This window comes from Pedobacter sp. KBW01 (assembly GCF_003852395.1).
GTDB lineage: Bacteria > Bacteroidota > Bacteroidia > Sphingobacteriales > Sphingobacteriaceae > Pedobacter.
Genome location: NZ_QAJQ01000004.1, coordinates 95,456 through 109,763 on the forward strand (window position 1 = coordinate 95,456; position 14,308 = coordinate 109,763).

Sequence of the window (14,308 nt, forward strand, 5' to 3'; positions counted from 1 at the left end):
ACGCATTATTGAAGTTAAATCTCGGCCGATATTTCTCTGCACTTTGCCTTTTGTTTTTGATCTTTTCCCAGTCCAAAACACTACTTGCACAAACCACTTACCTACCCCACTACAATGCAAAAAGTGGCCTGGCCAGTAACAACTGTTACTACATTTTACAAGACAAAAAAGGCTTTATCTGGATTGCAACAGACAACGGATTAAGCCGCTTTGATGGCACAAATTTTCAGAATTTCACCATTGAAGATGGCTTGCCTGATACACAAATCCTCCAGATGAAAGAGGACAAAGATGGTCGCCTGTGGTTTTTTGCACTTAATGGTCAGCTAAGTTATTTAAAAGAAGGTAAATTTTATAACCGGAACAACGATCAGCTTTTAAAAAAACTAAGCTTCAATACTGTAATCGTCTCTTTTTTAATAGATAAGATCGGCAGGATTTGGCTGGGAACAAATGCGAATCTAATTGTTTGCTGGGATGGAAAAACGATTAAAAAATACATCTCGCCCAATCCTAACGACAAGTTTATCAATGCTTTTATCCATGAAGATGAACAGGGAAATATACTGGCCTATAGCGATCAAAGCGTTCAACAGTTTAATGGAAAAACATTTTCGCTTATCAAATCGAAAGTACTTCCGCTATCTTACATGGCTGCGGCCAATACTGCTCGCAAATCGATGTTCTATCTCGATAATGCCGGATTAAAAGAATTTAAGCATGGCCATATTAACGATTTAATTGCCATTCCACAAAACCTGATCAAAAATATGTCGGGCTATTTTTATTATGACAACAGTACCAAAGAAGTATGGCTATCCAATGCCAATGGTGCCTTTGCCCTAAATAAAAACGGAAAAACGGTACAATATCTTCAGGATATACCGGTAAACCAGGTAATTAAAGATAACAACCAGAACATGTGGTTTGCCACCACTCAGGGGATTTATATGCTGCCCAATGTAAACAACCGCCTGTCTATTATTGATGCTGAATCTGGTTTAAGCAGCAATGTAATTAAAAGCATTACCAAAGACGGAAAAAACAGGCTTTGGCTGGGCACCGATGATGCGGTAATTGATGTTTTAACCATTAACAACTACCAGGTTGATGAAATTGGTTTAGACGATTTTAAAAAGTACAAAACCATTAAACAGATTACTTTCGATCCAAAAGACCAATCAATTTATTTTGCCTCCGATTACGGCATGGGTGTTTTTAAAAACATTTATAACAGCACCGAAGAAGTAAATTATTTAAAAGAATCGAACAACTCCATGTTCGTAATTAAGCACTTTAGTGTTGGCGAAAACAACAATCATTTGGCACTGGCGCTTTCCTCAGGGGTTGTATTCCTGGCCGATAGAAAGAATAAATTCGAATTTAATGCGGCAAAATACCGCGAAAAGGAAGACTTTTTTAAAGACCGTTCCTACCATGTTTTTTACGATCGCGATGGCAATCTCTGGTTCTCTAACATCAATGGTCTTTCACAATTAATTAAAGGAAAATTAATCAAGCATTTTGAAAACCATCCGCTGCTTACCAAGCGGATCAACGATATCCAGCAGCTTGCTGATGGTACTTTGGTGCTGGCAACCGATGGTTACGGACTAATTTTTTATAAAGACAATCAAATCAGGAACCAGATAACCCAAAAAGACGGTTTAACTAATAATATCTGTACCAAAATTTTTGTAAAGAATAGTGAAATATGGGTACTTACCAACAAGGGAGTAAATAAAATTACCAGCTATCCCGATGAACCAAGTGTCGCCAATTTCGATTACGGAAAAGACCTTTTAAGCGACGATGTAAACAGTTTGTTTATTGATGATAGTACCGCCTACTTTGCGACTAACAAAGGTCTCATTCTCTTTAAATACAACAACAAAAACAGCATAAAAAACCTGCCGAAGGTATATGTAACCTCTATTATTAAAGACAATGAACGCTTACCTGTAAACCAGGGCAATTTCACCTTCGAAACCGGTAACAATACCATTCTGTTTACCTTTAGTGCAGTTGATTTTACCACCAGCGATATTACCTACCGTTACCGTTTGAATGAAAACCTGGCCTGGGTTGAAACCCGTACACGTCGCCTCGATTTTTCCTCCTTGCAGGCTGGCGATTATGTTTTTGAAGTAAGTGCCAAAAGCCAGAACGGCAACTGGGGCGAACCTGCAAAAATTGCTTTTACCATTAAAAAACATTTCTGGCAAAGCCTTTGGTTCCTGTCTATTTTAATTTTGCTGGTGGCCTATATTTTTTATAAAGTAGCCGTTTACATTACCCGTAAACAAAAAGACAAAGAACAGGAACAGTTGCTGCTAAAAAACAAAGTACTGATGCTGGAGCAACAAGCCCTGCAGGCTATGATGAATCCACATTTCGTATTTAATGTAATGAATTCCATTCAACATTACATTAATACCCAAAATACGGCTTCGGCAAACAAGGTTTTAACTGGTTTTGCGCGCCTGATCAGAAAGAATCTGGAAATTTGTACCAAGAGTTACATCTCGTTGGAAGAGGAACTTGAATATCTCAACCTATACCTTAAACTGGAAAAAAACCGTTTTGGCGATAAACTCGATTATATTTTTACTATTGACCAAAATATCGACCAGGAAGAAACCTTTATTCCTTCTATGTTATTGCAGCCTTATGTGGAAAACGCTATCTGGCATGGCATTATGCCTAAAGAAACCGGTGGCGAAATTCAGATCAACATTAAACTGCGGGATGCTTTTTATTTAAACATCGAAATTATTGACGATGGTGTAGGTATTGATAACTCTTTAAAGAATAAAAAAGAAACCCATATTAGCAAAGGCATGCAGCTTACCAAAGAAAGATTGCACCTTTTAGGTCAGATTGGAGCAAAACCTATACACTTAAGTGTACGTCAAAACACTACAAATGGTACAACAGTATCTATTTCTATACCGTTAAAATAGGAAATTTACCGTTTACTCAATTATTAATACCACTCACTAAATAAGAGTTTCACAGAAGCCCGATTAGCCTTAAACTTGTGATAGAAATAAACGATAGTGTTTATCAAAGACGTTCTTATAGAATTGATATAGATATTTAATAACCTAACCTAAAACTATATCTTAATTCAGGTTTCATTTGTGTGTTGAAAGCGGTCTTGTTTTTAGAAGCGAGACCGCTTTTTTTATGCCCAAAAATTTTATTTTTGCATATGCCCAATTCCAATATCACCAGGCACATCGAAGCCCTGGTATTCTCGTCCGTTCAAAGCATAGGCGTACAGGAGATTATACTTGCCTTAAATGCTGTTTTCGAAACAGAACATATCGAAACCCAGGTTTTCGAAAGCATTGATCAGATTAAAGAAAAATACAGTCACGACGATTTTGCTATAGAGCTGGTGTATTTAAACAATGGTTATCAGTTCCTCACTAAAAAAGATTACCATGAAACCGTTAACCAGCTGCAACTACACCGCTCAAAGAAAAAACTTAGTCAGGCTGCTATGGAAACGTTGGCCATCATTGCCTATCGCCAGCCCATTACCAAACTCGAGATCGAACAAATAAGGGGAGTAAATTCTGATTATTCAGTACAGCGTTTACTCGAAAAAGAACTGATCAGTATCGATGGAAAAGCAGAAACTCCGGGCAGGCCTATTCTTTACAGTACCAGTCCTTTATTTATGGATTATTTTAGTTTAAACAGCTTAAATCAGCTTCCGCAGCTAAAAGATATAGTAAAAGAGGAAAATACAGTAGGCGAAAATGTTGAATAAATAATTTAATTTCTTTGCTTCCAGATTGTTATTAAAAAAAGTTTTTTTGTAATTTTAAAGTATAAAAGCAATTTTTATTTTTGTGTTATGAAAGCGCCAAAGAAACTCCCAGCAAAGCCGACTACCAAGAAACAGGTAGACGAAGACGATGATCTTGAAGATGACGATATTCAAACTACGAAAAAGAAGTCTCAAGACGATGATGACGACGATGATTTTGACATGCCGTTAGACGACCTTGATAACTTCGATAATTTCGATGACGATGACGACGATTATTAATATTTAAAAAACATATATTTGAAAAGCATCCTACCGCTTGGTTGGATGCTTTTTAATTTTAAAATCTGTTCATGCAAATTATACCAGTAAGCAGCCCATCTTTAAAAAAAGACTTTCTCAATACACCCAAATTTCTTTACAAAAACGATAAAAACTGGATCTGTCCGCTGGATAGTGAAGTAGAAAACGTGTTCAACCCAGATAAAAACAACTTTTTTGCTCATGGAAAATGTACACGCTGGGTTTTAAAAGATGATACCGGAAAGCTAATTGGTAGAGTGGCTGCTTTTATTAACGAAAAAAAGGCGCATAAGTACGAACAACCTACCGGTGGAATGGGCTTTTTTGAATGCATTGATGATGAGAAAGCGGCATTCCTATTGTTCGATACAGCTAAAGCCTGGTTAACCGAAAACGGCATGAAAGCAATGGATGGCCCAATTAATTTCGGCGAGAACGATAGTTTCTGGGGCCTACTGGTCGAGGGCTTTACCCCTCCTTCCTTTGGTATGAATTATAATTTCCCTTACTATCAAAAATTCTTTGAAAAGTATGGTTTCGTTACCGAATATGAGCAACTAACCAACCATATTAACCTTACCATCCCCTTTCCTGAGCGTTTTACAAAAATTGCCAATTGGGTAAGAAATAAACCAGGCTATACTTTCGAGTATTTCAGCAAAGCCAATTCAGAGAAATACATTAACGATCTGATGGAAATCTATAACGATGGCTGGCAGGATTTTGAAAACTTTGTGCCGATAAAAAAAGAAACCCTGCAGGAAAGCTTTAAAAGCATGGAGCCCATTATGGACGAGCATTTAATCCAATTTGCGTATTATAATGGCGAACCAGCCTCATTTGTGGTACTTATCCCAGATGCAAACCAGATGATTAAAGGTTTTGACGGAAAACTAGGCTTGCTAGAGAAATTGAAGTTTGCTTACAGGCGTTGGGTTGGCGTAAACAGAATGCGCGCAATTGTAATGGGTACAAAGTCGAAATTTCAGAAACATGGCTTGGAGTCGGTTCTTTTTATCCGTTTAGGTGAGTATGTATTACCCAAAAACCAGTACAAAGAACTGGAATTAAGTTGGGTTGGCGATTTTAACGAACAAATGATTGCTATTCATAAAGCTACAGGCGCAACCTTTGGTAAAAAACACTTAACCATGCGGAAGATATTTTAATCTTAATACCGTCCTTTTGATCCGATAGCTATCGGATCAAAAGGACGGTTCTTGTTAGTTCAAGAAAACATTTTACTTCTATCACATTACAAATGTGATCCTCGTTACAAACGATAACTATATTGTGTTAAAAACAACCTATGCGTTTTTATATTTCGGCAGGTTAATCAAAAGCACACTTCCTAAAATAATAGCCAGGCCAATCACCTGTGTTACACCAATTACTTCGTTAGTAAAAGTTAAACTCAATAAAACAGCCACCACAGGGTTTACGTAAGCATAAGTACTTACTTGCGTAGCCGGACGCACCTTTAACAGCCATACATAAGCGCTAAACGCAGCTATTGAGCCAAATAAAATGAGATAAACGATAGACAACCACGCATCGAGAGGAATACTTTCCCAATCAAGCGTTTTAAATTCTGATTTAATGAAACTACCGGGTAAAAAAGCAACACTCGCCATTAGCATTTGCCAACCCGTATTTACCGAAACTGAACTACCGGTTGTAGGATGATATTTAGAATAAAGTGAGCCCCCAGCCCAAGCAACCGGTCCGAAAACAAGTAACACCATACCAATAATTTGCAGATTACTCTGTGGCTTATCAAGTGCTTGTATGAGCTGGTTACCAAAAAGCAACACCACTCCTAAAAAACCAATTACAAGTCCTGATACAATGTATTTATTGCTAAGGTTTTCTTTCCAATGCGATTTATCTAAAATAACAAACCAGATTGCAGCCGAAGCCACCATAATAGCCACTAAACCGCTAGGAATAAACTGTTCTACCCAAATTACAATACCATTTCCCAACCCTAACATTAAAACACCACTTACCGTGGCAATTTTGATGGTTTTGAGGTTAAAAATATCTTCTCCCTTAAATTTACACCAGCCCAACATTAAAATACCAGCTATAAAAAACCTGACTACTCCCAAAACAAAAGGTGGAAAACCGGCCAGTGCCTTCTGGATAAAAAAATAGGTGGAGCCCCAAACTATATATACGATCGCAAATGCCAGGTAAACCATTACCGGCGATGCTTTTTTGTTTAAATCTGTCATGATGTTATTTTTCTGGGATTACTAATTTTTGCTGTTCTTTTACCGTTTCCAATACGATGGTAGTTTTAACGGAAAGAATATTGGGTACCTTACTAAAAGAATCGCGCAGCAAAGCCATCAGTGAAGCTGAATCGGCCGTTCGTACTTTTACCAGAAAACAATCATCACCTGCAATTACATGTACCTCCTGCACATCCGCAATTTTAGCCAGTTCGTTCGCCGTATCGCTGCAGCCTAAACTTTGCGATGATTTTAAAGAAATAAAAGCCAGTAATTTTAGTCCGACTGCATCCGGATTGATCCGGGCATTGTACTGCGTAATTACATTTTTCTTTTCAAGTTTCTTTACCCGCTCCAGCACAGCTGATGGAACCAGCTCAAGCGCCTTTGCTAAATCGACATTTGAAATACGTGCATTATCCTGCATCAATCTGAGGATAGCCAGATCAATATGATCGAGACTAAAATTGTTTTCCGTTACCATATTATAAAACTACAAACATTTAGAATAAAAATCATTATTAATTAACAAAAAATGAATTTTATTCAGAATAATAATTTTAACATGACAAATAGTCAAAATTAAACAATTTCACATCCCCAGTTTATCATACAGATCAATTACCTTTTTACGTAGTTTATTGATTTCTTCATCTTTTTCCATCAGTTCTTTTTTTAGCATAGCCAGCTCTCCAGCTGTATCAAGAGCTGCAGACAATCCAAGCAACTGAGCTACAGGAACTTTAAAGACTTTTGAAATTTGTTGTAAGCGGGAAATATTAAGGTCGGTTTGACCTGTTTCGATTTTACAAAAGGCCGGAGTAGAGATATTCAGTTTCTTAGCGGCATCGGCCTGACTTAAATTTAAGGAATGCCTGCATTGCTTAATGTTGTCTCCTATGCTTTTTATCTGATTAGACATGAGATACTGGATTTGAGATATGAGACACTGGGTATAGATTTAAGTGGTTAGACATGAGATCTGAGAAGACTACTGGCTTAAATCTCCTCTCTCAAATCTCACATCTAATATCTATTTATTTAATGCAGCTGCCAGCTCGGGCAAATCAAAACCAGCATAATTACCAGAACTCATCATTAATAAGTTGGTATCGGCATAATGCAGGCTCAGTAAGTAGGCCTTTAGTTTTTCAGCATCGTTAAAAAATTTCAGTTTTGGATTATGGAAGGCATTTTGAACATCATCTTCTGAAAATGGCTCCATCTGCTTCTGCTCAAAAGATTTAACATCGATAAACACAATGGCATCATCGGCTTTATCCATAGCACCGGCATACTCTTTTAAGAAATCCTTATTCAAACTACTAAAAGTATGCAATTCGATACAGGCCACCAGCTTACGATTGGTAAATTGTGTTTTAACGGCATCAATTGTAGCTTTTAATTTCGATGGCGAATGTGCAAAATCTTTATACACATTGGTCGAAGCATCGACTGAAATAACTTCTAGACGTTTTGCAGCACCAGTAAAAGAAGAAATAGCGGTATTAAACTCAGCTTCGTCTATTTCCAGTTGTGCACACACCAGCCTGGCAGCGTTCAGGTTCATTAAATTATGGTCGCCAAAAACTTTTAAAGCTGTGTTTTCAGGAAGCAAATAAGTAATTCCATCCTTAATTTCATGTTCAGGAATGGCGTAACCAATTTTATTTACCTTAGCCTTTGAATGGCTTACAATCTCATTTAAATCAGCATCTGCTTCACAATAAATCAGGGTACCATTTTCTTCAATTGTATCGATAAATTTATCAAACTGTGCAGTGTAATCGGCATAGGTAGGAAAAACATTGATATGATCCCATGCAATACCGCTAATTACAGCAACATTGGCTTTATAGAGGTGAAATTTAGGCCTTCTATCAATCGGCGACGATAAATACTCATCACCTTCAATAATCATTACTGGCGCTTCTGCTGTTACTTTCACCATGGTTTCGAAACCAGCCAGTTGTGCACCAACTAAGTAATCAAAATCACGATTATAATAATTTAGCACATGCAAAATCATGCTGGTAATGGTTGTTTTACCATGACTACCGCCAATAACTACACGTAATTTATTTTTGCTTTGTTCGTAAATGTACTCGGGATATGAATAGATTTTAACGCCCATTTCCTGTGCCTTCAACAACTCAGGGTTATCGATCCGGGCATGCATCCCCAAAATAACCGCTTCCAAATCGCTGGTAATGCGGCTATCATCCCAACCCATTTCGGCCGGCAACAAGCCATATTTATCCAAACGGGATTTCGCAGGCTCAAAAATCACATCATCCGAACCGGTAATCTGATAACCTTTTTTATGCAGGGCAATAGCCAGATTGTGCATCGCACTTCCACCTATTGCAATAAAATGTATACGCATATTTTTAATATTTTAGATTTGAGAGGTTAGATTTGAGATATGAGAACAACTATTAAATTTTCTGCTTTCCACCTTAAACCCTCAACCTTCCATCCTTCTACCTTTTCTCAAATTGTGCCGCTACCCACTCACCATTTTGCTTATGGTCGATATATTTAATACCATATTTAGCGCATTCAGCAGTGATCATACTTAAATCCGGATCGAGATAAAAACCGCTGAAGAAAATCTTGCCTGATGGTTTCAATACTTCGGCATAGCGGTGAATCTGATCTAAAAGGATATTCCTGTTGATGTTGGCAAAAATAACATCGTACACTTCGTCCGGAATCACTTCTTTACTGCCGCAGAGTGCTGTTAAATTGTCTACCTTATTAAGCGCAGCATTTTCTATAGCACTTTGATAACAAATATCATCATAATCGATAGCTACCAGACTTTTTGCACCTAATTTAGCAGCAAGGATAGCCAAAATGGCTGTACCACAGCCCATATCTAATACGGCTTTATCTTTTACATCGGCAGCCAGAATATACTGCATCACCATCGTTGTAGTTTGGTGGTGACCGGTACCGAATGACATTTTCGGATCGATTACGATTTCGTACGGGAAAGATGGCTGTGGCTCATGGAAAGTTGCCCTTACGTAACACACATCATCAATTACCAGCGGACTAAAATTTTTCTCCCATTCGGCATTCCAATTTTCATCTGCAACATCTTCTAAAGTATAATCTGTTGTAAATTCATCACTATAATTAGCCAGCAAATCTTTCAGTTCCTGCTCGTTAAAGTTATCCTTGATTACGAAAGCTGTAAAACCTCCCTCGCTATCTTCGAAAGTATCGAAGCCTAAATCGGCAAGATCGCTAATAAGCAAATCCTGCTGATAGTCTTCGATACTTTTAAATGTAAATATTGCTTTTGTATATTGCATTAGCTGTTTAATGCTTTAATAATATCTGTAAAATCGCGCGATTTTAATGATGCACCACCAATAAGACCACCATCGATATCTTTTTGGGCAAACAAGCTTGCTGCGTTACCTGGGTTACAGCTACCGCCATACAAAATAGTTGTATCATCAGCCACGTTGAAACCATATTTTGCATGAATTTCGCTACGTATAAAAGCATGAATATCTTGCGCCTGCTCTGGTGAAGCGGTTAAACCTGTACCAATAGCCCAAACCGGCTCGTAAGCGATTACAATTTTCTTGAAATCTTCTTCAGTTAAACCGAAAATACCTTCTACCAATTGTTTTTTTAATACTTCGTAGTAACTTCCGTTGTTACGCTCGTCTAAAGTTTCGCCGATACAAAAAATTGGCGTTAAGCCGTTAGCTAAAGCAACTTTAGTTTTTTCTGCTAATAAAGCGTCGCTTTCAGCAAAATACTGTCTGCGCTCTGAGTGACCTAAAATAACATATTCTGCACCAACAGATTTAACCATTTTGGCAGAAGTTTCGCCTGTATAAGCACCACTTTCTTTATCGCTGATATTCTGAGCGCCAATTTTAACATCATTACCACCCAATTTTGCCAGGCTGTTTAAATGGATAAATGGTGAACAGATGATTGCTAACTGATCGCCCTTGCGCTCATCTCTAACCATATTTACGATTTCACTGAATAACGAAACACCTTCGTTATAATCTAAGTTCATTTTCCAGTTACCGGCAACAATCTTTTTTCTCATTTTGTATTATTTAATGGTTGGTTGATCTTTTTCAGATCAGATTTTATATTAAAATCGTCTATACGATTCGGTTAATTCAAATACTTTTGTCAGGATGTTTTTTTCTACCTCATTAAAGGCCACATCCTTTCTTGCAAACACCTTTTCGGTTGTTTCGAACATTTTATGCAATTTATAAGCCTCGAAACCAGCAGCACCACCCCAACTAAAATCGGCAATGTGGTGTGGAGGAAAACCGGCACCAAAAACGTTAGCTCCAATTCCGACTACAGTACCAGTGTTAAACATGGTATTAATACCGCTTTTGGCATGATCGCCCATAATTAACCCACAAAATTGAAGGTTGGTATTGCGCATTTTTTTGCTTTCATAATTGTAAAGCTTTACTTCAGCATAATTATTTTTTAAATTCGAGTTGTTGGTATCGGCACCAATGTTGCACCACTCGCCCATTACCGAATTACCCAGGTAACCTTCGTGACCTTTGGCTGAGTTGCCCCAAATTACCGAATTATTAATTTCACCTCCAGCACGGCTGTTCGGACCAATGGTAGTACCTGAATATATTTTAGCACCCATTTTTACCGATGAATTTTCGCAAAGAGCAAAAGAGCCTCTTATTAAACTGCCTTCCCAAACTTCGGCATTTTTACCGATATAAATGGGTCCGTAACCACTATTCAATACGCTACACTCTACCTTAGCGCCTTCCTCCAGAAAAATATCGTTCCCTAACAACTGGTTGGTACTGCTTAATTTTGCCGAGGTACGACCTTCGGTTAACAACTTAAAATCTTTTCTGATCTCGGCAGGGTTATTCCCAAAAATATGCTCGGGGTAGCTAATCCTGGTGAAATTTAATTGATAATCAACCGGCTTTAACTGCATTTGAGCCTGCTGATAAGTTAATACCTCGCTATTCCTAAAAGCCAAAACAACATCGCCAGCCAATAATACTTCACCGCTTTTAAGCACAGTAATGGCATTAAGCAAATCATCATCAGGGCAAACCGACCCGTTTATAAACAAACTGGCGTTAGATTTTGGAGCAAATTTTACGGAGAGGTAGTCCTGAGTTTGAAAGCCAAAGTCGGCTTTTAAGTGTTTCGCCCATTTTTCTGCAATGGTTAAAATACCAATGCGCAGATCGGCCACAGGCCTGGTAAACGTAAGCGGACGTAAAGACATCCAGCTGGCATCATCAAAAAGATTGATTGTCATAAGCAACAAAAATAAAAAAAGTCCCGATGCTTTTGGCAAAGGGACTTTAAAAAATGCTTTTTGTTGCTAAAATTATTTCTTAGCGTAACGGTTTTTGAATTTATCGATACGTCCTGCAGTATCAACCAATTTCATTTTACCAGTATAAAAAGGGTGTGAAGTATGAGAGATCTCTAATTTATAAAGAGGATACTCATTACCATCTTCCCATTTAATAGTTTCTTTAGTATCTACGCAAGATTTTGTTAAGAAAGCATATTCGTTAGACATGTCTTTAAAAACAACTGGTCTGTAGCTTGTTGGGTGCAAATCTTTTTTCATTTGAATATTATTTTTAGTTATTTGTGTGAAAGCATCAAGAACATTTTTGCAATTTGCTGGCAACAACGCTTATGACATTTCCTATTAGTCTTTCTACCTCTATTTTAGAGGATGCAAATATCTTAATTTTATTTTTGATTTACAAGCCTAATGCAAGAATTTTAAATCATAAGCCTTTTCACAACGAGTTCTGGTCTAAAAACCTTTGAAATAATGTCAAATAGCAGCTTTTAAACTAATCTTTTTTCTGACTATATTTTTTCCAGGTTTCTATTTTGGCCTTTTGTCTGACGATGTAAGCATCGGCAATTACTTCAGCCGAGCTCGAACCTTCAACCGTCTCAAGTAATTCCTTTAATTTATACTGATCTACATCTGCCTTGTATAAAATCTGAATCAATTTCGGAAAATCATTATCAATCAGATACGCAAATGCATCAACCATCACCTCCCGCAGTTGATTTTCGGAAAGGTTTTCGGGCACATCGAAATCTTTACTGATGATACTAATTAATGACATCGAATAGGATTTATAAGATTTTAGAGTTTAAAGATTTTTTTTGCAAAGTTTTCATTAAGCGAAAAACAATAGTACAAAGTTAATGATGTTTAGATTAGCTCCCTCATTCATTTTCCATTTCCCATCTTATCTCTTCCATCACATCTCCCATCTTACATTATCCATCCCCCCCCTCTACACCCATTTTATCTCCTGGCAAAGCTCTATTAGTACGCCGTTTGTTTGTTTAGGATGAACAAAACACACCATTTTATTATCGGCACCTTTTTTGGGTGCTTCGTTTAACAACACAAAACCACTGGCCTTTAAGCGTTCCATTTCGGCCAGGATATCATCAACAGCAAAAGCAATATGATGAATCCCCTCCCCCTTTTTCTCCAGAAAGCGTGCAATAGCACTATCATCGGATGTAGCTTCGAGCAACTCAACCTTGTTATCGCCGGCTTTAAAAAACGCTGTATTTACTTGTTCTGCCGCTACGGTTTCGGTTTTGTAGCACGAAGTATTAAGCAAAAGCTCGTAAAGCGGAACCGACTTATTTAAACTGTTTACGGCAATTCCGATATGTTCTATCTTATTCATCGATTTAAAAGGTTGGTTAAATGTAAAAATGCAGGTTTTCTCTATAACCTCATAGCTATTATTTATAATTGTTAGAAAACTTTTTTCGTATCTTTGTATCAATAATCAACAGAATAAAGATGAAACAGCCGATATATTTAGATAATAATGCTACAACACCGTTAGATCCGAGAGTGTTGGAAGCAATGCTACCTTACTTTACTGAGAAATTTGGAAATGCCGCGAGCCGCAATCACGCGTTTGGCTGGGTGGCTGAAGAGGGTGTAGATTATGCTCGTGAGCAAGTAGCCAAATTAATCGGCTGTACTGAAAAAGAAATTATTTTTACATCAGGTGCTACCGAGGCTGATAACCTGGCCATTAAAGGTGTATTTGAAATGTATAAAGAAAAAGGTAACCACATTATTACTGCGGTTACTGAGCATAAAGCGGTTTTAGATACCTGCAAACACTTAGAAAAAAATGGTGCACGTGTTACTTATTTAGGTGTTAAAGAAGATGGTTTAATTGATTTAGCTGAATTAGAAGCTGCCATGACACCAGAAACAATTTTAGTTTCTATCATGTATGGCAACAACGAAATCGGTGTAGTTCAACCAGTTAAAGAAATTTCGGCGATTGCACACAAACACGGTGCTTTATTTATGACTGATGCTACGCAGGCAGTTGGTAAAATTCCGGTTGATGTAAATACTGATGGGATTGATTTAATGGCTTTCTCCGCACACAAAATGTACGGACCAAAAGGTGTTGGTGCACTTTATGTACGTCGTAAAGGTCCAAGAGTTAAAGTTACTGCCCAAATGGATGGTGGTGGTCACGAACGCGGCATGCGTTCAGGTACCTTAAACGTTCCGGGTATTGTAGGTTTAGGTAAAGCCTGCGAACTTTGCCGATTAGAAATGGAAAGCGAAGCCGTTCGTTTATCAGGTTTACGTGATAAATTAGAATCGACTTTAAACAAAATGGAAGAAAGTTATGTTAATGGTAATACACAACACCGTTTACCACACGTAGCGAACATTTCATTTAAATATGTTGAAGGTGAAGGTTTAATGATGGCTATGAGTGATTTAGCAGTGTCTTCGGGATCGGCTTGTACCTCTGCCTCTTTAGAACCATCATACGTTTTAAAAAGCTTAGGTTTATCTGATGACCTGGCTCACTCTTCTATCCGTTTCGGTTTAGGAAGGTTTACCACAGAAGCAGAGATTGACCAGGCTATTGCTGTTACCGAAAAAGCAGTTAACCACTTAAGA

Annotated in this window: 15 protein-coding genes; 5 read left to right on the forward strand and 10 right to left on the reverse strand. The window is 37.7% G+C overall.

From position 1 onward, the window contains the following. The first annotated feature begins 8 nt into the window (after positions 1-8). The 4 genes from DBR40_RS04085 (at position 9) to DBR40_RS04100 (ending at position 5,253) form a co-directional block, all read left to right on the forward strand. Positions 9-2,963, forward strand: a complete 2,955-nt coding sequence (locus tag DBR40_RS04085) for a two-component regulator propeller domain-containing protein (RefSeq protein ID WP_233603801.1) — start codon at positions 9-11, stop codon at positions 2,961-2,963. Positions 2,964-3,214: 251 nt separating this feature from the next. Then, entirely contained in the window at positions 3,215-3,781 is a 567-nt protein-coding gene (scpB, locus tag DBR40_RS04090; protein ID WP_124558541.1) for an SMC-Scp complex subunit ScpB, read from the forward strand. A gap of 87 nt (positions 3,782-3,868) precedes the next feature. Continuing rightward, the gene (locus tag DBR40_RS04095) at positions 3,869-4,063 is read left to right on the forward strand and encodes a hypothetical protein (protein WP_124558542.1); all 195 of its coding nucleotides are present in this window, start codon (positions 3,869-3,871) and stop codon (positions 4,061-4,063) included. Positions 4,064-4,134: 71 nt separating this feature from the next. Next, the gene (locus tag DBR40_RS04100) at positions 4,135-5,253 is read left to right on the forward strand and encodes a GNAT family N-acetyltransferase (RefSeq protein ID WP_124558543.1); all 1,119 of its coding nucleotides are present in this window, start codon (positions 4,135-4,137) and stop codon (positions 5,251-5,253) included. Positions 5,254-5,391: 138 nt separating this feature from the next. Here the strand turns inward: DBR40_RS04100 and DBR40_RS04105 are convergent, their stop codons facing one another. The 10 genes from DBR40_RS04105 to mce all read right to left on the reverse strand — a co-directional run bounded on the left by DBR40_RS04105 (position 5,392) and on the right by mce (position 13,049). Next, complete coding sequence (locus tag DBR40_RS04105) at positions 5,392-6,321, reverse strand: EamA family transporter (RefSeq protein ID WP_199748274.1); 930 nt, start codon at positions 6,319-6,321, stop codon at positions 5,392-5,394. Positions 6,322-6,325: 4 nt separating this feature from the next. After that, complete coding sequence (locus DBR40_RS04110; RefSeq protein WP_124558544.1) at positions 6,326-6,805, reverse strand: Lrp/AsnC family transcriptional regulator; 480 nt, start codon at positions 6,803-6,805, stop codon at positions 6,326-6,328. 108 nt (positions 6,806-6,913) lie between these two features. Beyond that, positions 6,914-7,243, reverse strand: a complete 330-nt coding sequence (locus DBR40_RS04115) for a helix-turn-helix domain-containing protein (RefSeq protein WP_124558545.1) — start codon at positions 7,241-7,243, stop codon at positions 6,914-6,916. Positions 7,244-7,354: 111 nt separating this feature from the next. Next, positions 7,355-8,707 (reverse strand): UDP-N-acetylmuramate--L-alanine ligase, encoded by a 1,353-nt coding sequence (locus DBR40_RS04120; RefSeq protein ID WP_124558546.1) that lies wholly within the window; start codon positions 8,705-8,707, stop codon positions 7,355-7,357. Positions 8,708-8,804: 97 nt separating this feature from the next. After that, positions 8,805-9,644, reverse strand: a complete 840-nt coding sequence (gene prmA, locus DBR40_RS04125) for a 50S ribosomal protein L11 methyltransferase (protein ID WP_124558547.1) — start codon at positions 9,642-9,644, stop codon at positions 8,805-8,807. Continuing rightward, positions 9,644-10,405: a triose-phosphate isomerase gene (gene tpiA, locus DBR40_RS04130; RefSeq protein WP_124558548.1), complete on the reverse strand. Its 762-nt coding sequence runs from the start codon at positions 10,403-10,405 to the stop codon at positions 9,644-9,646. The genes prmA and tpiA overlap by 1 nt, the downstream gene beginning before the upstream one ends. Positions 10,406-10,453: 48 nt before the next feature. Further along, positions 10,454-11,626: a putative sugar nucleotidyl transferase gene (locus tag DBR40_RS04135; protein ID WP_124558549.1), complete on the reverse strand. Its 1,173-nt coding sequence runs from the start codon at positions 11,624-11,626 to the stop codon at positions 10,454-10,456. A 72-nt stretch (positions 11,627-11,698) separates the two neighbouring features. Then, entirely contained in the window at positions 11,699-11,947 is a 249-nt protein-coding gene (locus DBR40_RS04140) for a type B 50S ribosomal protein L31 (RefSeq protein WP_025142617.1), read from the reverse strand. A 235-nt stretch (positions 11,948-12,182) separates the two neighbouring features. Then, complete coding sequence (locus DBR40_RS04145; RefSeq protein ID WP_124558550.1) at positions 12,183-12,467, reverse strand: hypothetical protein; 285 nt, start codon at positions 12,465-12,467, stop codon at positions 12,183-12,185. A gap of 174 nt (positions 12,468-12,641) precedes the next feature. After that, positions 12,642-13,049: a methylmalonyl-CoA epimerase gene (gene mce, locus DBR40_RS04150; RefSeq protein WP_124558551.1), complete on the reverse strand. Its 408-nt coding sequence runs from the start codon at positions 13,047-13,049 to the stop codon at positions 12,642-12,644. 119 nt (positions 13,050-13,168) lie between these two features. On the opposite strand from mce, the gene DBR40_RS04155 reads away from it, so the two are divergent. Beyond that, the coding region (locus tag DBR40_RS04155) for an IscS subfamily cysteine desulfurase (protein ID WP_158673983.1) at positions 13,169-14,308 on the forward strand (1,140 nt) is incomplete at its 3' end.